Origin of the sequence: uncultured Phyllobacterium sp. (genome assembly GCF_902479695.1) — a bacterium.
Lineage (GTDB): Bacteria > Pseudomonadota > Alphaproteobacteria > Rhizobiales > Rhizobiaceae > Phyllobacterium > Phyllobacterium calauticae.
The window spans coordinates 1-20,120 of record NZ_CABSQF010000044.1; the positions used below are offsets into that span (position 1 = coordinate 1).

Annotated in this window: 15 protein-coding genes; 4 read left to right on the forward strand and 11 right to left on the reverse strand. The window is 61.2% G+C overall.

The genetic code is table 11. The annotated features are described in order from the left end of the window. Nucleotides 1-743 (forward strand): FAD-dependent oxidoreductase (locus tag RDL77_RS20335; RefSeq protein ID WP_288194492.1); only part of this gene is annotated, 743 nt, incomplete at its 5' end. A gap of 8 nt (nt 744-751) precedes the next feature. On the opposite strand, the gene RDL77_RS20340 is transcribed toward RDL77_RS20335, so the two are convergent. Both RDL77_RS20340 and RDL77_RS20345 read right to left on the reverse strand, forming a co-directional pair. Continuing rightward, nucleotides 752-1,954, reverse strand: coding sequence for a DUF459 domain-containing protein (locus tag RDL77_RS20340; protein WP_374042764.1), 1,203 nt, complete (start codon nt 1,952-1,954; stop codon nt 752-754). A gap of 23 nt (nt 1,955-1,977) precedes the next feature. After that, nucleotides 1,978-3,204 carry a lytic murein transglycosylase gene (locus tag RDL77_RS20345; RefSeq protein WP_223615969.1) on the reverse strand — a complete coding sequence of 409 codons (1,227 nt, stop codon included), beginning with the start codon at nt 3,202-3,204 and terminating at the stop codon, nt 1,978-1,980. A gap of 223 nt (nt 3,205-3,427) precedes the next feature. Here RDL77_RS20345 and galU point away from each other — a divergent pair, with 223 nt between their 5' ends. Then, nucleotides 3,428-4,333 (forward strand): UTP--glucose-1-phosphate uridylyltransferase GalU, encoded by a 906-nt coding sequence (galU, locus tag RDL77_RS20350; RefSeq protein ID WP_223615970.1) that lies wholly within the window; start codon nt 3,428-3,430, stop codon nt 4,331-4,333. A gap of 79 nt (nt 4,334-4,412) precedes the next feature. On the opposite strand, the gene RDL77_RS20355 is transcribed toward galU, so the two are convergent. Then, a complete protein-coding gene (locus RDL77_RS20355; protein WP_288194494.1) occupies nt 4,413-6,092 on the reverse strand; it encodes an outer membrane beta-barrel protein in 1,680 nt (559 codons plus the stop codon). A gap of 236 nt (nt 6,093-6,328) precedes the next feature. Here RDL77_RS20355 and RDL77_RS20360 point away from each other — a divergent pair, with 236 nt between their 5' ends. After that, on the forward strand, nt 6,329-7,324 hold the full coding sequence (locus tag RDL77_RS20360; protein ID WP_288194507.1) for an SIS domain-containing protein: 996 nt from the start codon (nt 6,329-6,331) through the stop codon (nt 7,322-7,324). Between the two features lie 63 nt (nt 7,325-7,387). On the opposite strand, the gene RDL77_RS20365 is transcribed toward RDL77_RS20360, so the two are convergent. The 8 genes from RDL77_RS20365 to RDL77_RS20400 form a co-directional block, all read right to left on the reverse strand. Beyond that, nucleotides 7,388-7,849, reverse strand: coding sequence for an NfeD family protein (locus tag RDL77_RS20365; RefSeq protein ID WP_223615972.1), 462 nt, complete (start codon nt 7,847-7,849; stop codon nt 7,388-7,390). Between the two features lie 24 nt (nt 7,850-7,873). Next, nucleotides 7,874-8,884, reverse strand: a complete 1,011-nt coding sequence (locus RDL77_RS20370; RefSeq protein ID WP_223615973.1) for an SPFH domain-containing protein — start codon at nt 8,882-8,884, stop codon at nt 7,874-7,876. Between the two features lie 134 nt (nt 8,885-9,018). Further along, a complete protein-coding gene (gene hemH, locus RDL77_RS20375; RefSeq protein ID WP_374042762.1) occupies nt 9,019-10,062 on the reverse strand; it encodes a ferrochelatase in 1,044 nt (347 codons plus the stop codon). Between the two features lie 198 nt (nt 10,063-10,260). Continuing rightward, nucleotides 10,261-12,120: a 5'-nucleotidase C-terminal domain-containing protein gene (locus RDL77_RS20380; RefSeq protein WP_288194496.1), complete on the reverse strand. Its 1,860-nt coding sequence runs from the start codon at nt 12,118-12,120 to the stop codon at nt 10,261-10,263. A gap of 177 nt (nt 12,121-12,297) precedes the next feature. Then, nucleotides 12,298-12,690 carry a hypothetical protein gene (locus tag RDL77_RS20385; protein ID WP_223615976.1) on the reverse strand — a complete coding sequence of 131 codons (393 nt, stop codon included), beginning with the start codon at nt 12,688-12,690 and terminating at the stop codon, nt 12,298-12,300. A gap of 711 nt (nt 12,691-13,401) precedes the next feature. Further along, nucleotides 13,402-14,844, reverse strand: a complete 1,443-nt coding sequence (locus RDL77_RS20390; RefSeq protein ID WP_223615977.1) for a homospermidine synthase — start codon at nt 14,842-14,844, stop codon at nt 13,402-13,404. Between the two features lie 152 nt (nt 14,845-14,996). Further along, the gene (locus RDL77_RS20395) at nt 14,997-15,923 is read right to left on the reverse strand and encodes a DUF3445 domain-containing protein (protein ID WP_288194497.1); all 927 of its coding nucleotides are present in this window, start codon (nt 15,921-15,923) and stop codon (nt 14,997-14,999) included. Beyond that, a complete protein-coding gene (locus tag RDL77_RS20400) occupies nt 15,920-17,755 on the reverse strand; it encodes a M3 family oligoendopeptidase (RefSeq protein WP_288194508.1) in 1,836 nt (611 codons plus the stop codon). The genes RDL77_RS20395 and RDL77_RS20400 overlap by 4 nt, the downstream gene beginning before the upstream one ends. Nucleotides 17,756-18,212: 457 nt before the next feature. On the opposite strand from RDL77_RS20400, the gene RDL77_RS20405 reads away from it, so the two are divergent. Next, nucleotides 18,213-20,108: a DUF882 domain-containing protein gene (locus RDL77_RS20405; protein ID WP_374042765.1), complete on the forward strand. Its 1,896-nt coding sequence runs from the start codon at nt 18,213-18,215 to the stop codon at nt 20,106-20,108. Nucleotides 20,109-20,120: the final 12 nt, after the last annotated feature.

Below are 20,120 nucleotides of genomic sequence, written 5' to 3' on the forward strand. Positions count from 1 at the left end.
GGGGCCCCGAACCGCCCCGCCCTGCGGGCTTTCCGGGTGCCGAGCTCGCGGGCGTCCACGATGCCATGAACTATCTCGTGCAGCAGAACCGCCGCGTCGGCCGTGAAAACATCGAATCCGTGGCCTGGCCGAGCGATCCGATTGTGGCGTCAGGTCGCCATGTGGTTGTCGTCGGCGGCGGCGATACCGCCTCCGACTGTGTCGGCACCGCATTCCGCCAGGGCGCGGTGAAGGTCACCCAGCTCGATATCCGCCCGCAGCCGCCGGAAAAGGAAGACAAGCTCAGCGTCTGGCCCTATTGGGCGACGAAGATGCGCACGTCCTCCTCGCAGGCGGAAGGCGCGGACCGCGAGTTCCAGGTGGCAACGCTTGAATTCATCGGTGAAAACGGTGCATTGACCCATGTCAAATGCTGTGAGGTCGACGAGGCGCGCAAGCCGGTTCCCGGCACCGAATTCTACATCAAGGCGGATCTCGCCTTCATCGCCATCGGCTTTTCCGGTCCGTTCGAAACCAGTGTCGTCAGGGAACTCGGCGATACGCTGGAGATGCGGGCGGATCGCCGCGGCAACCGTTCGATTGCCGCCGATGACAAGGATTACCGCACCAGCGTCGACAAGCTGTTTACGGCCGGTGATATCCGCCGCGGCCAGTCGCTGGTCGTCTGGGCGATCCGTGAGGGCCGCCAGGCGGCACAGGCCATCGATGTCGCGCTGATGGGATTGTCGGTTCTGCCGCGATAGTCAGGCCGTTATTTCGGTGCCGCGTCGGACTTTGCCGGCCACGCATAGTCGTTGATGCGGCCCGGCTGGGCGTCCGGCGCCTTGCCTTCGAGAAGCAGCTTGTCCTGCGCCGACTTGTCGGCGGCCGCGGCTTTCGGTGCGGCGCCGAGGAGATCGGTGCCGCCATCCAGTTCCGGGTCGCTCAGGCTGATCGGCGCGATGCGGTCGACCTTGACCGGTGCCTGCGGCGTTTCCGGCAGTGCCTGCACGGGCGAGCCCGGCTTGACGGCGGCGATGGCCGGTGACGTGGCGTTGCCCAGCATCTGGCGCAATGGTTTTTCCGCATAGAAGGCCAGTTTGCGCTTGCCTGCGGTGGTCAGGCCGACGCCATCATTGTTGCGCAGACGGGCGGTCTGGCCGGAGATGTCAAAGCCCGACAGCGTAAAGCTGCCGCCCTGGTCGACAAAGCCTTCCCAGACATCGACGAATTTGCCGTCCGCCTTCTCCGTCGCATTGCGATAGAGCTCATTGAACGCCAGGAGATCGGTGCTCATGTTCTTGAACTTGAACGAGGGCTGGCCGACCCACACCACGGGGTGCCCGGTCTTCTTGACCGCTTCGAGGAATGCGTTGATGCGGCCCTGGTATTCCTTTGTCCAGGCTTCGCTCTGCGGCGCGGGACCGTTGGCGAATTGCTGGCGGTCATTGGCACCGATCATCACGACGACAACAGCCGGTTTTTCCGCGTCGATCAGACTGCCGATGGTGGCGGGCCAGTTGCGGTGGTCGCTGCGCACGAAACCGGATGAGCCGTCACTCTTGTCGACCACGCGCACGCCGGGCGAATCCATGAAGGCCGCGTTGAGGCCTTCGGCAAGACCGCTGGCCATGAAGTCACCGACAACCAGGATGGTTTTGGCATCGGCCAGTTTCGACGGAATGACCGGTTCATCCGCCGGCGCGGAGGGTTGGCTGGCGGGGGCTGCCGGTTGCGGCCGCGGCCGCTCGGCCCGCTTGGTCGTGCGGTTCTTGGAGGGGCGGACGGGCCGGTTGTTCTCATCGAAGATCATCCGGTCGGTATTTTCGCGGTAGACTTCGCGGCGCGAGCCGAAGAGCATGTCGAGCAGCGTGCGCTGCTGTGCGGCGGCGATGTCGGTAAAGACAAGGCCGCCGGCCGCACCGAGGGATACGGACACAACGATGCAACGGATGAGGCAAGCCGGCCGTTTCATTGTATCCATTGTATTTCCAAACCTTATCGCTTGCGGATAATGGTCAGCACTTCCTTGCTGGGATGACCATCGGGATCGAGCCCCATTTTCTTCTGGAACGCCTGGATGGCATCCCGTGAACCGGAGCCGATTTTCCCGTCCACTTCGCCGTCATAATAACCCAACGCGCGCAGATGTGTCTGCAATTCTTCACGCTCCTTCATCGAGATGGGCGTGAATGGGCGATTCCAGTCGCGGCGCAGCGGCGGCGCACCGCCGATCTGATCCGCAAGAAGACCAACACCAAGGGCATATTTGTCGGCATTGTTGTAGTTCTTCAAAACGGAGAAATTCCGGGTCATCAGGAAGGCGGGCCCCTCGCGCCCGTCGAGCACTTTCAGCTGGGCCTTTTCATTGCCACGCGGGAATGGCTTGCCGTTGGCGCGCACCACGCCGAGGCTCTGCCATTCCGCCATGGTCTTTGAGCCAGCGGGGAATTTGCGCCCGGCCGGGAGGGTCACTTCGTAACCCCAGGTCCGGCCCGATTCCCAGCCGTTCTTGGCCAGGAGATTGGCGGCTGTCGCCAGCGCATCGGGTACGGATGTCCAGATATCGCGTTTGCCATTGCCGTCCATGTCGACGGCATAGGCGAGATAGCTCGTGGGAATGAACTGTGTATGGCCAAGGGCGCCCGCCCAGGAACCGGTGAGGTGGCTGCGGTCGATATCGCCGGTCTGCAGGATCTTCATCGCCGCAATCAGCTGGGTGCGGGCATATTTTGCCCGGCGCTGGTCGGCATAGGCGAGGGTTGCGAGCGAACGCACGGCGTCGCGCATGATGTCGGGCCGCTGCATGGCTTCGCCGTAATTGGTTTCCATCGACCAGATCGCCAGCAGGATATTGCGGTCGACACCGAATGATTTTTCGATGGCGGCGAGCCAGCGGCTGTATTTGCGCGCCATTTCCCGCCCGGTGGTGATGGAATGCTCATTGACGCGGTTATCGATGTAATCCCAGACCGGTGCCGTGAATTCCGGCTGATAGGCGGCCTTCTGCAGCACTTCGGGATCGATATCCTTGACGCCGGCAAAGGCGCGCTGGAACGTCGAGGCGGAAATTCCGCTCTGCAGCGCCGTGGTGCGGAAATTGGCAATCCACGTCTGGAACTTTGCATCGGCGGAGGCACTCGTCGCCGTGACTGCAAAAGCCAGGCTCGCGGTTGCGGCCAAAATCATGATTCGCTTTGCAAAACTCGACGGGCTCTTGAACATGTTGTCTCCTTGAACTGGGTTTCCACCTATTCCGGCAAACAATAAATTATGCACATCAAAGTTAGGAATTGGTTTACCATGCATATTTGACGGGCGGTTCCTGCGGGAACATTACCGGTCGAAAAAAATGTTTATTATGCAGCTCAAACTATTTTCATTCTTTGCAGGGCAAATGTCCATTACCAATGTTAACTGAGTTTTTGTGTGAGATGGGGAATATATTGTGACGACAGCGAAGAGAATCCGCAAAGCCGTTTTTCCAGTCGCAGGTTTTGGCACCCGCGTTCTTCCGGCAACCAAGTCTATCCCGAAGGAAATGCTGACCGTTGTCGACAAGCCGGTCATCCAGTACGTGGTGGACGAAGCCCGCGAAGCCGGTATCGAGCACTTTATTTTCGTGACCGGCCGCAACAAGGCGGTCATCGAAGATTATTTCGACGCCCAGTACGAACTCTATTCAACCCTGGCCGAGCGCGGCAAGACGGCGCTGCTCGACGAGTTGCAGAGCATCCAGCCGGGACCCGGCACGACCAGTTTCACCCGCCAGCAGGTGCCGATGGGGCTGGGCCACGCCGTGTGGTGTGCCCGCGATATCGTCGGCGATGAGCCTTTCGCGCTGCTTCTGCCCGACATGATCATGCAGCCGGAGAAAAACGGCTGCCTTGCCGACATGGTCGAGCTGTATAATCAGGCGGGCGGCGGCAATATCGTCGCCGTGCAGGAATGCGATCCGGAAGAAGCCCACAAATATGGCATCGTCGGCAAGGGCAAGGATGTCGGCAACGGTTTCGAGCTCACCGAAATGGTCGAGAAGCCGGCCAAGGGTACCGCGCCCTCCAATCTCTACATCAATGGCCGCTATATCCTGCAGCCGGAGATTTTTGACATTCTCGAGCATCAGGAACGCGGCGCCGGCAATGAGATACAGCTGACCGATGGCATGCTGAAACTGGCCAAGGAACAGGATTTCTTCGGCTATCACTTCCAGGGCCGCACCTATGATACGGGCTCGAAGGAAGGCTTTGTCGAAGCCAATGTGGCGTTTGCCCTGTGGCGCAACGATATCCGCAACGGCGTGATCGACAATATCGGCAACATGCTGAAGACCATCCAGCCGCGCAAGGTTTGAGCTGCGTTGAGGGGCTTCAAGCGAGGCCCCTCATTTGCGATGTCTGTATCTCGTCCGTGGGGAACTACGGATAATGGGCCTACCGCTGCAGCGTCAGGCCCATATAGACGCTGCTTTCGCTGGTCTGGCGGGTATCGACCTCGCTGCGTGTAACGCGGTGCCGGGCGCTGACGTCCAGCCCGAGGAAGCGGTTGAACCAGTAGGTGGCGCCGACTTCCGCGCCAAAGCCCTTGTCGAGGCCGCTGCCATCCTTGTTGTCGCGCAGCGACGCGCTCAACTCGGCATTGACGCTGAGGTTTGAGCGGATCTGGCGCTTTACGCCAAGCCGTCCCTCATAGAAGATCGAACCGCTGTCATTGGGCGTTGTCCCGCCTTCGACACGGGTGAGCAAACCAAGATTGACATCGGTGCCGCGCTGCGGCGACCATTTGATTGCCCCGTCGACGCTCAGACCATCGACATTGGATAGCCGCTCATCGTCGATACTCTGGCGCAGATAGCCCAGCGCCAGCTCACCCGAGAGTTTCTCGCCGAAATCGGCCTCGATACCGCCGCGCAGCGCGGTGCGCATACCGGAGCGGCGAAAGCCGTTGGAATCTTCGGTTTCATCATAGATCAGCTTGCCGATCTCAACTTCGGCGAAAGGTTTGATCGCCGGGGACATTTCGAAGCCGCCGCGCAGGGCGATGCTGGCAAAGGTGTTGTTGCGATCCTTCTGGCTGAGCGTCGTCCCGTCGGGGAACTGGGCCTGACCATAGGTTGTCCGGTCGACCTTGCCCTTCACCTGGCCAAAGAACCGGCCAAACTCATGCCTTATGCCCAATGTGCCATCCAGTTCCTGCACGCCGGGCCTGTTGGATGCGCCGACAACCGCCGTCGGCGCGCTGGCATCCTCCTGCCGGTAGCGGTAGCCGCCTTCGCCGGTCACGGTCGTGCGGTCGCCGAGATCAAGCTTGAAACCGCCGCGCAGCCCGACATTGGGCGCGGAATACTCCTGGCCCGACAGCGTCTTGTCGTAGAGACCGTCGAAATCGAGAAAGGCCGAATGGCGCGCCCAGTCCGTCGTCGCCCGCAGGCGCAGCCGTGTTTCCGAGAGAATCGCGCTCTTGCCGGTTGAACTGCCGTCGGCGTTGGTCGTGGCGCGCAGGCCCTGCGAAATGGATGGCCGCAGCGTGACCGTACCGGCCCTGATGCCGAAGGGTGCAAACGGGTCCGGATCCGGCCGCACGGTCCGCCGCTCGATGGCCGGTTCAGACACGCTGTCCCTGCTTTCACGCTGTACGCGCGGATTGCCGTCCGTATCGTCGGCAATGCTGCCGGTGGTTGGTGTGGCCGGCGTCTGTCCGTTGCGCAGTGCGCGTGGAAGAGGACGTGTTCGCTGCGTTGCTGCCGTCGTGCGGTCGGCCGGAAGGGGAACGGTGCCTGGCGTGGCAGTGGGGCGCGGATTGAGCGTGCGGCTGTTGTTCACCGGTCCGGATGACAGCGATGTGTCATTCGCCGTCCCGGTCGCCGTCGACGGAGTGCCCGCATCGTCATTGGGCAGGGCGCCTGGACTGACGGGTTCATAGGGATCCGACGGAATACCGCCCGCGTTGGCGGGTGATGGCGCTGGCGCAGCGGCAACCACAGGCGCGCGCCGCACCGGGGCGGGCGGCGCATTCCGCTGGGTTTGCAGGACATTCTCGTCCACCGCGCCGCGCAGGGGTACGGCCTGCTGGGCCATGGCCGTTCCACCCGCAGAAAACGCAACGCTGCTCATCAACCCCGTCCACAGACACAGGTTAATCGCAGAGGTGAAGCTGCCGCGATAGGCCGGTGCTCCGATGCGGGATTGCCGATGATACATAAATAGCATTGCCAATGAGTTCGAACGTTTATGGAGCGTAAACTGTCATGGTTAATGACTGGTTTCCGCTTCGGCCGCCGGACGGGTTTGAAGGGGGCGGCGCAACAAAAAATGGACAGCGGCGCGGCAAAGCGCTAACGGTTCTCGCCATGCAGGCAATAAACGACAGCGAACTGGACAAGACCGCAGCGGTGGATTCCGCCAAGCGGACGATTTCAACCGAAAGAGACGGGCTGAGCGCGCTGCGCGATGCGCTGGATGGCAGCCTTGCGGATGCCTTCGGCAAGGCCATCGAACGCATAGCCGCAGTCCGGGGCAGAATCATCGTCACCGGGGTCGGCAAGAGCGGTCACATCGCCTCCAAGATCGCCGCGACCTTTGCCTCGACCGGGACGCCGGCCTTTTTCGTGCATCCGGCCGAAGCCAATCATGGCGATCTCGGCATGATCGGCAGCGACGATGCCATTCTGGCCCTGTCATGGTCGGGCGAAACGGCGGAGCTGAAGGGGATCGTCAGCTATTCCAGGCGGTTCCGCATTCCCCTCATCGCGGTTACATCAGGGGAAAACTCGGCACTGGCACTGGCTGCCGATGTCGTCCTGCTGCTGCCCAGGGTCACCGAGGCCTGCCCGCACGGGCTGGCGCCGACCTCCTCGCCGCTGCTGCAGCTGGCCATGGGCGATGCGATCGCCATTGCCCTCCTGGAAGCGCGGGGCTTCACCGCCGTCGACTTCAAGACATTCCACCCCGGCGGATCGCTCGGCGCGAGCCTGACCCATGTGCGGGAGATTATGCATCGCGGTGACGAGATTCCGCTGGTTCCGCTTGGGACGCTCATTCCCGATGCGATGAAAGTGCTGTCCGGGAAGCGTTTTGGCTGTGTTGCGGTTCACAATGATGACGGCTCGCTGGCCGGGATCATCACGGATGGCGACCTGTCGCGCAACCTTCACCGCAATCTGGTGACGGTGCGGGTCGAGGAAATCATGACCCGCAACCCCAAAACCGTGCCGACGAGCATGCTGGCGAGCGCCGCGCTCGCCCTGCTCAACGAGCACAATATCGGGGCGCTGATCGTGACGGAAGACCGCTTCCCCGTCGGTATCGTGCACTTCCACGACCTCTTGCGGATCGGCGCCGCCTGATTTCAGTGTCTGCAGGCTCATGGTGCGCTTGTCGAACCACGCACCACACATCAACTCCCTGGATCAAGCCGCTTCGACCGTCAGCGTTCCCTGATCGGTGCCGGTGATCCTGACCCGGCTGCCGGCGGGCAGATCGGGGCCTTTGACACGCCAGAGGCTGTCGCCGATGCGGGCGCGCCCGTGCCCGTTCACCGTTGCCTCCTCCAGCACGACGATCTGGCCGATCATCTGTTCGTTGCGCCGGTTGAGCAGCGGCTCATCGGTCGGCACGTCAGCCGCGCCCATCAGCCTGCGGCCGATGAAGACGGTGATGACAGACAGAATCAGGAACAGGATGATCTGCAGCTGCCAGCTGAGGGCGAGCATCGGTCCGAGCACGAGGATCGTCAGGAAGCCAACAATGATGGCGGCGATGCCGAACCACAGCAGGAAGATGCCGGGCACCGCCACTTCGAAAATCAGGAGGATGAAGCCGAGCACCACCCAGTTCCACGGGCCGAGTTCATAGAAGAGATGTTCCAACATCAGTGCAACTCCTCCATCGATGCGTCAGGTCGCCGAGCCGGTCCCGCCGCCCGTGCCGGGAACGGTGCGCCCGCGCCCCGGCTGTGCCGGGGGCGATGTCCGTTCCGTCTGCGCCGCATCGCCGAATACTTCCCTGGCGATTGCACCGATGCCGCCGAGCGTGCCCACCAGCGAGGATGCTTCCATCGGCATGAGAATGAGTTTCTGGTTGTTGCTGGTGGCGAATTTGGCAAAGGCCTCGGTGTATTTCTGCGCAACGAAATAGTTGATCGCCTGCACGTTGCCGTTGTTGATTGCCACGGAAACCAGCTCGGTCGCCTTGGCTTCGGCCTGGGCGAGGCGTTCGCGGCCTTCGGCCTCGCGGTAGGCAGCTTCACGCTTGCCCTCCGCTTCGAGAATCTGCGCCTGCTTCAGGCCTTCGGCGCGCAGGATCTGCGCGGCGCGGTTGCCTTCGGCCTCCAGGACCAGCGCGCGCTTGTCGCGTTCCGCCTTCATCTGGCGCGCCATGGAATCGATCAGGTCCTTCGGCGGATTGATGTCCTTGATTTCGACACGGGTCATCTTGATGCCCCAGGAATGGGCGGCCTCATCCACCACCCGCAGCAGGCGGTCGTTGATCGCGTCGCGATTGGACAGGAGCTCGTCGAGATCCATCGAGCCCATGACCGTGCGGATATTGGTCATGGTGAGGTTGAGAATGGCGTTCTTCAACCCGCTGACCTGATAGGCGGCCTGCGGTGCATTCAGGATCTGATAGAAGGCAATGCCGTCGACGGCGATATTGGCGTTGTCCTTGGTGATGACCTCCTGCGTCGGCACGTCAAGCACCTGTTCCATCATGTTCAGCTTGGCGCCGATACGGTCGAAGAACGGAACGATGAGGTTAAGGCCGGGTGCGAGGGTACGGGTATACTTGCCAAAACGCTCGATGGTGTAATTATAGCCCTGCGGCACGGTCTTGACGCCCGCAAACAGCACCACCAGAACCAGAACAACCAGCACCGGAATGGTAAAATCGAAACCGCTGAACGGCATTGTACTCCCCCTTGCCTGACATCAGGACCAATGTCATCTCGCATCATCATCCTCTATACGGATGAGGCCAAGATAGACCAAAGTCTTGATCTCAGAAAGGCTTAAGCCGGGAATTATACAGGGGTTCCGTCTGCTCAGATCCAGCCCTGCAATTCGCGCCGGACCAGCTCTTCGATCACCCGCATGCCTTCGTCGGAATCATTCAGGCAGGGGATATGGGTGAAGTTGACGCCGCCATGCTCGCGGAAGGTGTTGCCGGCTTCAACAGCGATTTCCTCCAGCGTTTCCAGGCAGTCGGCGACGAAACCCGGATTGAACACGGCAACGGATTTCACGCCGTCCGCGGCGAGCTTTTCCATCGTCTTGTCCGTATAGGGCTGCATCCACTCTTCCGGGCCGAAGCGGGACTGGAAACAGGTGATCAGCTTCTTCTCGTCCCAGCCAAGCCGCTCGCGCAACAGGCGCGTGGTCTTCCAGCAATGGCAGGGGTAGGGATCGCCGCGCTTGAAATAGCTTTGCGGGATGCCGTGATAGGAGGCAACCACCACCTCCGGCTCGAAATCCAATGTCGCAAAATGCTTCTCGATGGAGACAGCAAGTGCCTCGACATAAACAGCCTCGTCCTGATAGGAAGGGACGGTGCGGGTGGCGGGCATGAAGCGCATCTTGCTGAGCGCCTCGAAGAATTTGTCGTTGACCGTCGCCGTGGTCGTTGCCGAATATTGCGGATAGAGCGGGAACATGACGATGCGCTTGCAGCCCTGCCTGTCGAGCCGTTGCAGCGCGTCTTCGATAGAGGGCTGTCCGTAGCGCATGCCCCAATCGACGATCACATCGGGATGGGCGGCGAGGCTTGCGGCCAGCTTTTCGCTTTGCGCGCGGGTATAGGTGCGCAGCGGCGATTCATTGCGCTCGCGGTTCCAGATCTTGTCGTAAAGCGCGCCGGATTTTTTCGGACGGGTGTTGAGCACGATGCCGTACAGCACCGGCAGCCAGATGGCGCGCGGCCATTCGATCACGCGCTTGTCCGACAGGAATTCCTTGAGGTAGCGGCGCATGGAGGTGACATCCGTGCCGTCAGGCGTGCCCAGATTGACCAGAAGCACGCCGACTTTCGCGGTTTCAATGCGCGGATGGTCGCCGGGCCTGCTTATTGCCACACCAACCTCGCCAGACATCACCATCTCTTTCAACTCCTGCTTTGCGGTTGGAACCTAGTGGTGAGGGCCGGGATTGCAAGGGCGCGAAAAGACGCAGCAAAATGGGGTAAATCGCTCTCCGGCGGGTAAAACCCGCGCTGATATGAAAGAACCCGGCACAACATTCAAGTTGCGCCGGGTCGAAATAACAGTCCTGGGACCGTTTGTCCTAGGGGATTACTTCGGCGGGATCGTCATGGCGCTGCCGATGGGCAGTTTCTCGACGATCATCCGCGGATTGGCTGCCGCCAGCTTTTTCCAGTCCGCACCCTTGCCGTAGACCTGCTTGGCAATATTCCAGAAATTGTCGCCGCGCTTGATCGTATAGGTCGATGGCGCGGCAGCGACAGCGGGTGCCAGCGCTGCTGTTTCGGCCGCAGGCTTGGCGGGCGGTGCCGGGTCCGCTGCGGCTGGTGTGGCCGCTGCGGCCAGAACGGTTATGCGCCCGTCCGTATAGGGCTTGTAGGGTGTGTTCCTGGCGAGATAGTCCGATACCACGGCTTCAAGGCCGGGGCCGTAATCATAGGCGTTCTGGGCATTGCTGGCGAAAATCTTGTAGCCGTCGCCGCCCGCGCGCATGTAGTTGTTGGAGACGACGCCGTAGGTGGCGGCCGCGTCAATCGGTTTCCAGCCGCTGCCGTCGCGCACTTCCACGGCGGAAACGCGCTGGCCGACGGGTTTCGACACATCGAATGCGTATTTGAGGCCGGAAACCTGCGCGAAACGGCCTGCACCCTGATCGATCTGGCTGACGCCGTTTTCCAGCGCGGCCACCACGTCGGCCCCCTTGAGCTGGAAGGTCGACAGCGTGTTCTGGAACGGCAGCACCGTCAGGACTTCGCCCATGGTCACATCCCCGGCATCGATGGATGCGCGCAGGCCGCCGCCATTGATGATGGCGATGGTCATGCCCTGGTCCTTGACCCGGTCGAGCATGGCGTCGGCGACGAGATTGCCCATGGAGCATTCGACCACCCGGCAAACCTCGCGGGCCGCTTCGATGACGCCGCTGGATTCGGCCACCTTTTTGGCTTTCAAGGCTTCGATGGGCTTGGCCAGTTCCTTGACCCGCGCGAGATAGGCGGGATCAGGCACCACGGAGGAATCGAGCAGGATCGGCGCGCCCTCGCTCCTGATGACATTGCCGTCATCGTCGAAGGTCACCTTCAGCTCGCCCAGATATTTGGAATAGGATTTCGCCTGGACGATCGGCACATCGCGGCCGGATGGCCCCTTGACGAGGGTCGGGTAGGGTCCAAGCGCCTGCGGATCGGTGTTCGACAGGAGGGTGTGGCTGTGCCCGCCGACAATCACGCTGATCCCGGCAACACTGGCGGCGATCTGCTTGTCCTTGAGATAGCCGTCGTGGTTGAGCGCGATGATCTTGTTGACGCCCTCGGCCTTCAGCGCCTCGACCTGCTTTTTCAGGGTCTCGATCTCATCGGCGAACTTGACCGTCGGTCCGGGCGTTGAAATATCCGCCGTGTCGGTGGTGATGGTCGATACAACACCGATCTTCTGGCCGCCGATTTCCTTGATGACATAGGGCTTGTACTTGCCGGCGATGGGCGAGCCGTCGGCGGCGATGGTGTTGGCCGAGATGACAGGGAATTGCACCTTTCCGAGGAATTTTGCCAGCGTGTCGACGCCATCATCGAATTCATGGTTGCCGAGGGCCATGACATCATAGCCGATGCCGTTCATGAATTCGGCGGTGTCGTCGCCCTTGTAGGTCGTGTAGAACAGCGAGCCCTGGAATTCGTCGCCCGCATTGAGCACGATGACATTGCCGCCATCCTTGGAGAGGGCGGCGCGGCGCTCGTCGATCTTGGCTTTTACCCGGGCAATGCCGCCAAAGCACTCGTTCTTGCTCTCCTCCTCGGCGGAACAGGTCGAATCATATTTGTTGATCGATTCCTGGCGCGAGTGGAAATCGTTGATGTGCAGAATGTTGAGCGTGTAGTCGGCCATGGCCGCTCCGGCGATCATGACGAGAGCCGAGGTGCCGAGCAGAATTCTGGCGAGGATTTTTGACATGAACTGTTCCCCTGTTGCGATCGCCTGATGCTGTCACCGGTCGTTGGCATCCGTGTGACAGATGCGCCGATGCTTTCATTCCTTGGCGTGGCATGCAAGGGAAGGGCGGTGGTTTTTGCCGCTCAAGGTAAAGGTAAAACCGGCCGGCGCAGCTGCCTGCGCGGGCCGGCGATGGTGTCAGCCTGTCTGGCCGCCGCGGCGTGTCAGCGAGAACTGCTGGCCGCTGGACGAGGTGCAGTTCAACTGGCCGGGATTGACGAGGGCGCAATTGACCTTGGACTGCGTGCCGCGGGCAAGCGAACGCAGGTTGATCTCGATGAGGCTGGCGGAGGCAAAGCGGTAGCTGCCTTCGGCCAGTTTTTCCTTGGTGTCATTGGCGCGGGTCTCGAAAACGCCGCCGTTGAAATTCGAGAAGGCAACGCCCGATGTATCAAACCATTGGCCCTGCACGGCGTCGGTCGGGCGGGAAGCCTGCACCGGTCCGCTGTCGTGAATGGGGCCGCTGGTCTGGCAAGCAGCAAGTGCCACTGCCATGGTCGCTGCGCTGAAGGCCAGTGAAATACGTTTCATCCGATCAATCTCCTGATGGGTTGCCCTTTTAAATGCCGTGAAAACCAAGCAAAAACAAGACATAAGTTTAATAAGCCGCAGAGTTTCGCCGCGTGTCGCTTCCGCAAAACTGCCATGTTGTCCATTGGCGGGCGCACATGTCAGATCGGTATTCACCCCCCTCTGGGCTGCCGCCCATCTCCCCCACAAGGGGGGAGATCAGCCTTCACAGCTGTATCTGTTCATCTTCAATGTTGAAAATGATGCAAAATCGCTGATGCCGATGTGATCTCCCCCCTTGTGGGGGAGATGTCCGGCAGGACAGAGGGGGGTGAAAGACCCTCCTCACAAAAAATAACGCCAACTTATCCAACACTTCCCATACGCGCTTATCCTTCTCGTGTCCTTTCCGGCGGGAATGCTTCCGGAAATTTTCGAAAGTCGGGAAAGGATCGGCGCTTCGGCCTGTGGGAGAACCCCGGGGCCGGGGAGGTTCAGTCCAATCTTGCCATGTTGGACAAAACCGTTTGCCGGGTGGGTGGTCCAAGGGATCGCAACAACCGCAACACCAACCAAAGACCTCAGCGCTCTCGATGGACCGCCCGTCTTTCCCACCTTTCAACAGCCAGACGCGAAAGCGGGCGTGGCAACGGGGAGAGCGTTGCAGAACAATCATGCACCACAGCCACGCAGCGGATATGAAAACGGCAACCCTTGGGTTGCCGTTTTTGATCAATGCACGAGAATGTTGCGGAACTGCCAGGGGTCGCTGGTGTCGATGTCTTCCTTGAAGAAGCCAGGGCGGTTTTCCAGCGGCGTCCAGTCGGTATAGTGCCCCTTGAGCGGCCCGAGATAGGGCTTCTGGATTTCAAGGCAGCGGCGGAAATCGATCTCGTCGGTTTCGACAATTCCGGCTTCCGGATTTTCCAGCGCCCAGACCATGCCCGAAAGCACGGCGGAACTGACCTGAAGACCGGTGGCATTCTGGTAAGGCGCCAGTTTGCGGGCTTCCTCGATGGTCAGCTGCGAGCCGTACCAGTAGGCGTTCTTGTCGTGGCCGTAGAGCAGGACACCGAGCTCATCCGCACCATCGACGATCTCGGATTCCTCCAGAACGTGGTGGATTGCCTGCGGCTGGCCGGCGGCACCGAACATTTCGTCGAGCGACAGCGTTGCCACATTGGACGGGTGGTAGGCGTAGTGGCAGGTCGGCCGGTAGGCAGCCTTGCCCTTCTTGTCGAACACGGTGAAGAAGTCGGCAATCGAGATCGCCTCATTGTGCGTCACCAGCAGCCCGAACTGCGGTCCCTCGGTCGGACACCAGGTGCGGATACGGGTATCGGCGCCGGGCTGTTCGAGGAAGATCGCGGCCTTGTTGCCCTTCTTCTGCTTGCGGGCGTTCTTGGGCAGCCACTTTTCATGCGTGCCCCAGCCCAGTTCCGCCGGCTGCAGGCCTTCGGAAATGAAGCCGTCCACCGACCAGGTGTTCCAGAACACGCCGAACGGCTTCGGCTCGCCCGCGCGCTGCGTATCGCGTTCGGCAATGTGAATGCCCTTGATGCCGGTCTGGCGCATCAGGCGCGCCCAACCGTCGCGGTCATTGCGCGCCGGTTCGGTGTGCTCGATACCCAGATCCTTGGCGAGATTGACAACCGCCTGTTTGACGAACCACGACACCATGCCGGGATTGGCACCGCTGCAGGAGACGGCCGTGGTGCCGCCGGGCTTGCGGCGCTTTTCCGCCAGCAGCGTTTCGCGCAGCGCATAATTGGTGCGTTTCGCGTTGTCGCCGCCCGCATAGTAAAAACCGGCCCATGGCTCGATGACCGTGTCGATATAGAGCGAGCCCACCTTGCGGCACAGGCGCATGATATCGACCGACGATGTATCGACGGACAGATTAACGCAAAAACCCTGGCCATCGCCTGCGGTCAGCAACGGCTTCAACAGCGTCTTGTAATTTTCCTTGGTAACGGCTTCCTGAATGAAGCGGATGCCACGCTCGTCGAGCAGTTTCTTGTTGGCATCACTCGGGTCGATGACGACCAGGCGGGACTTATCGAATTTGAAGTGGCGCTCTATGAGGGGCAGGGTACCCCGTCCGATGGACCCGAAACCGATCATCACGATCGGACCAGTAATTTCTCCATGTACAGGCCAATTCGCCTTCGCCATTTTTTTGCTACTCCTAATTTTTTAATCTCCATCAATGAGGGCAGCGGTTATTTCACCGCTTCAAAGAAACCATAGAGCATAGTGATGACAAAGAGCAAACAACCGTTCACCCGAAAGGGGTGAAAACTGCAACTACTGTTAACTGAAATGCTTCAAAGCGACTTTAAAGCCGCGACAAGCCGGTCCCGGACAGTGATAATGCCCTTATATTGGGCCTGCGCCTCGCTCAGTGACTGGAGCTGATGGGCAAAGGCTTCGGCAATGCCGCGGCATTCCGGGTGTTTTTTCAAGGCACTCACCGGATCGAGATGAATGCGGATGGTGAAGAGAATGTCGCCGGATGCCGGCAGTTTGCGCAGGGTCTGGCGTTCGACGCGGACAAAGCTCTGGGCAACGATGTCCGCGTCCGTGTAGCGGGCGCCCTTCTGCTGGCTCGACAACGGGTGGTAGAGGTCGCCGTCCGGCTGCAACGACCAGTTCATGCGATAGACCGAACGGTCCGGCCGCAGATTGTCGAACATGCGGCTGATCAGGCCCGCATTGCGCGTGCCTGCGCCGAAATCCGGCACCGGCGCATGGATGTCCTCCATGGAGCGGCCGAACTTTTCCAGAAGGGTCCAGGAGGAGGGGAAGGACAGCGATGCCGCCGCCAGATGCCAGCCGCGCCGTTCGTCCTTGCGCATCAGGACGAGGTCTTCCTGCACGAGATTGGCGGCGCGATGCAGAAAGGGCGAACCGGCATCGCCGAGCGGAACCTGTTCGCCCCAGCCGGTAACCGCGATGGTGCCGCCGTTCCGGCGGTAGAGCGCGGGATAGTGCTCGGCGAGATGTGCGCTCAAGAGGTCGAGCACTTCCTTTTGCGCATCCTGCGTGCCGGGCTCCTCGACGAAAATCTTCCCCGCGTGCAGCCCGAACAGCCGTTGCTTTTCCCTGAGGTAGGGAACGAGATTGCCGTCAATCTCGATCCAGTCCTTCAGGTCGAGCTGGTGCAGCCCGATGGTGAAGGGCTGCGCCGAACCGTCATAGGGCGTATGAGTGGGGGGCGTATGGGCGGGGGGCGTGTGGGCAGGCGCACTCATTCGGCGTTGTCCATCGCCTCCAACTCGTCGATGATGCCTTCGATGACGGAAAGACCCTTCTGCCAGAACGCCGGGTCGGTGGCATCGAGGCCGAACGGCGCCAGCAGCTCCGAATGGTGTTTTGTGCCGCCGGCCTTCAGCATGTCGAAATATTTTTGCTGAAAGCCCGCATCGGCATTCTGGTAGACCGCGTACAGCGAATTCACCAGGCAATCGCCGAACGCGTAGGCATAGACGTAGAACGGCGAATGGATGAAATGCGGAATATAGGTCCAGAAGGTCTCGTAGCCGGAGCCGAAGCGGATTGCCGGTCCGAGGCTTTCCTTCTGCACATCCAGCCAGATCTCGCCGATGCGGTCGGAGGTCAGTTCGCCATTGGCGCGCTCGGTGTGCACCCGGCGCTCGAACAGGTAGAAGGCGATCTGGCGCACGACCGTATTGATCATGTCCTCGGCCTTCTGTGCCAGCATGGCCTTGCGTTCGCGCTTGTCCCTGGTTTTTTCCAGCAGCGAGCGGAAGGTCAGCATTTCACCGAAGACGGAGGCGGTTTCGGCGAGCGTCAGCGGTGTTGAGGCCATCAGCGCACCCTGATCACCGGCCAGAACCTGATGCACGCCATGCCCGAGTTCGTGGGCAAGGGTCATCACGTCACGCGGCTTGCCCATGTAGTTGAGCAGCACATAGGGATGGACCGAGGGCACGGTCGGATGGGCGAAGGCGCCCGGCGACTTGCCGGGGCGCGTGGGCGCATCGATCCAGTTCTTATCGAAGAAGGCGCGGGCGATATCGGCCATTTCCGGGGCAAAGCCGTTATAAGCCGACAGCACGGTGTCCCTGGCCTCGGTCCACGGGATCACCGCCTGCGGCGTCTCCGGCAAGGGCGCGTTGCGGTCCCAGTTGTTGAGGTAGTCGAGGCCGAGCCACTTGGCCTTCAGCGCGTAATAGCGGTGCGACAGGCGCGGATAGGCCGCCTGCACGGCCTCGGCCAGCGCGTCCACCACCTCCCGCTCGACGCGGTTGGCCAGGTGGCGGCTGTCGGCAATATCCTGAAAACCACGCCAGCGATCGGAGATTTCCTTGTCCTTGGCCAGGGTATTGGTGATCAGCGTGAAGGTGCGCAGATTTTCCTTGAATGTCTTTGCCAGGGCGTCGGATGCCTTCTTGCGCACGGTTCCGTCGGCGTCCTGCAGCATGTTGAGCGTCGGTTCGAGCGCAAGGTCCTCGCCGTCGACATCAAAGCGCAGTGCCGTCATGGTTTCGTCGAACAGGCGGTTCCAGGCGCCGCGCCCGGTGATCGACTTCTCATGGAACAGCTGTTCGATCTTGTCATCGAGCTGGTAGGGCTTGTCCTTGCGCAGGTCGACCAGCCAGGGCCGGTAATGGCCGATGGCGGGATTGCCGTCCATCGCCCTTTCGATCACCGCATCGTCGATGCGGTTGAGTTCGAGGCTGAAGAAGATCAGGTGCGCGCTGGCATTGGTCATCTTTTCCTGGATGTCGCCATAGAGCTTGGCGCGCTTCGGATCGGAGGTATCGCCCGCATAGACCAGCCCGGCATAGGAGACGATCTTGCCGATCAGTTCTTCCAGCGCTTCGAATTCGCGGATCGCTTCGGCAAAGGTGCCGCCCATCGGCTTGGCGGCTTCGGCGGCCAGATTGCCCTTCCAGCGATTGGCGAAGAGCACGGCCAGCGCATCGGCCTTTTGCAGGTCCGTCTTGAGTTCGGTGCTGTCCGCCGAGGGATAGAGATCGGCAAGGTTCCACTCGGGCAGGACGCCGAGAGCGGTCTGTTCCGCCTTGGCGGCGGCAGCGCCGGACTTTCCGGAAGGCATGTGGTTCGTGATTTCGAATTTCATTTTGGCACCGTTTTTTGGCAATCAAGCGCTTGTTCAAACGCGAATCATGAGGGATAGTTTCGGCGAGCGAAAGCTTAAAAGTCCATTGGCGATTGTTCCAGTTGCGTATTCCGCGTTTACAAAACGTGCGTGCGTAAGACCTAAGAAGGGTGGATTCTCACGCCAAAAGGTCTTAATGGTGCTGTTAACCACCCGTTGACCATGTCTTGAATCAGCTTTTCGCGTCTGGGTTTTTGCCATGCTCTCAACGTATTTGTTCTTCAATAAGTGACCATTAACCATTAAATCGGATAATCCAGATATTCGGGGACTGGAAAAAACGGTCAAGGTTGGGACGACATTGTCAAACATGATTCATGCACAGAACGGCAAATCGACGGCAGGTTCTTTTGTACGCGCCAGCTGGTTTGTGTTCCTCATGGTCTTCGGCTCGATGCTGTTTGCATCGGCACAGGCTTCCGCTGAGACACGCACGCTCAAGCTCTATTTCATCCATACGAAGGAACGTGCGGAAATCACGTTCAAGAAGAATGGACGCTATCAGCAGGACGGCCTGAACAAGCTCAACCGCTTCCTGCGCGACTGGCGCCGCAACGAACCGACGAACATGGACCCCCGCCTGTTCGATCTGGTCTGGCAGGTCTATCAGGCTGTCGGCGGCTCCGATTATATCCATGTGGTTTCCGCCTACCGCTCTCCGGCCACCAATTCGATGCTGCGCTCGCGCAGCCGGGGCGTCGCCCAGAAAAGCCAGCACATGCTCGGCAAGGCGATGGACTGGTATCTTCCCGGCGTGAAACTCTCGACCCTGCGCGTGACCGCGCTGAAATTCCAGGCTGGCGGCGTCGGCTATTACCCGACATCCGGCTCGCCTTTCGTCCACACGGATGTGGGCAATGTCCGCATGTGGCCGCGCATGAGCCGCCGCGAACTGCTGGCCGTGTTCCCCGATGGCAAGACGATGCACATCCCCGCGGATGGCAAGCCGCTGCCCGGCTATGAACAGGCCGTTGCCGCCTATGAATCGCGCAAGCGCAGCGGCGGTTCCGTTCAGGTTGCCAGCAATTCCTCCAGCTCCGGCCGTCGCGGCAAGACCCTGTTCGGCATGCTCTTTGGCGGCGGCGGTGCCGACGACGAGGAGGATTCCAGCGAAGGCAGTGTTGCCGTGGCCTCCGCGCCGACCCCGTCGCGCAGCGTAGCCCGTGTCGCACGACCGGCTGCATCGGATGATGACGAGGGCGGCGGTGCAACATCGTTGCCGGGCGTGGCGGTCGGACAATCCGCCCCTGCAGCAGCGCCGGCGGCGGCCGCTGCACCGGCTCTGCCGACCCGCAATGCGCCTGCGCCTTTGACAGCGCCGCGGCCTGAAACACCGGTCGAAGCCTCGCCGGAAGACAATGCCGCGCTCGCCTTTGCCGTTCCCGTGCCGCTGCGCCGTCCGGATTATGCGCCGACGCCTGAAGCGGGCGCCCCGGCCACCTTGAACGCGCTCGCCGAGGATCAGTCGACCGTTGTCGCAGCCCTGCCGACGCCGCGTCCGACCGACAGCGCCGGTGCGATCCGTGACATGATCGCCGCCAATGTGAACACCCCGGCCAATGAGCCCGCACCGGCCCAGCCGGAAATGGTCAATGCGCTGGTTCCCGTTCCCTTCGACAAGCCGCAGTCCGGTCCCAAGCGCACCGACATGATGGTGGCCTCGGTCGTGCCGAACCCGCGCCCGGCCATGCCGCCCGCGCAGGCACAGGTCGCCGCTGCGTCGGAACATGATGTCATTCCGGTTCCGAACGAAGATCTGGAAACAATCATCAAGCAGTCCGATGCCGCCCATGCCAAGGCACCGGCCGTTGCCGTGGCCCAACCGGCCCAGGCCATGCCGACAGCGCCGGCAACCACGGGCGGCCGCGTCGTCCGCAACAAGCCTGCGCCGACACAGAACACGCAGCTGGCATCGGCTGAGCCTCAGCCGTCGCTGCGCCGCACCATGCTGGATGCGGGCGGTTCGGCCGATCCGGTTGCCATGCTCGACAGCGGTGTGATCACCACGGGCAAGACCTCGAAGCCGCGCCGCCAGACGGCCAAGAACCAGGGCGCCAAGGCTATTCAGGTTGCCTCGGAAGTGCCGGACCGGGCGCTGTCCAGCCAGCAGGTCGCCGAGACATCGCCGAACGTCGAACCGGCTGTCCTGCGCAACGAAGCCATGCGCACTGCGCCGACGACGGTGTATACGGCAGGCTTCCAGCAGGCGCTGCCGGTGGCCGACACCAACAAGTTCACGGGCAAGGCTGTGACTTTCCTGTCGATTGCGAAGTTCACCGCAACCAACTGATCGCCCGTTCGC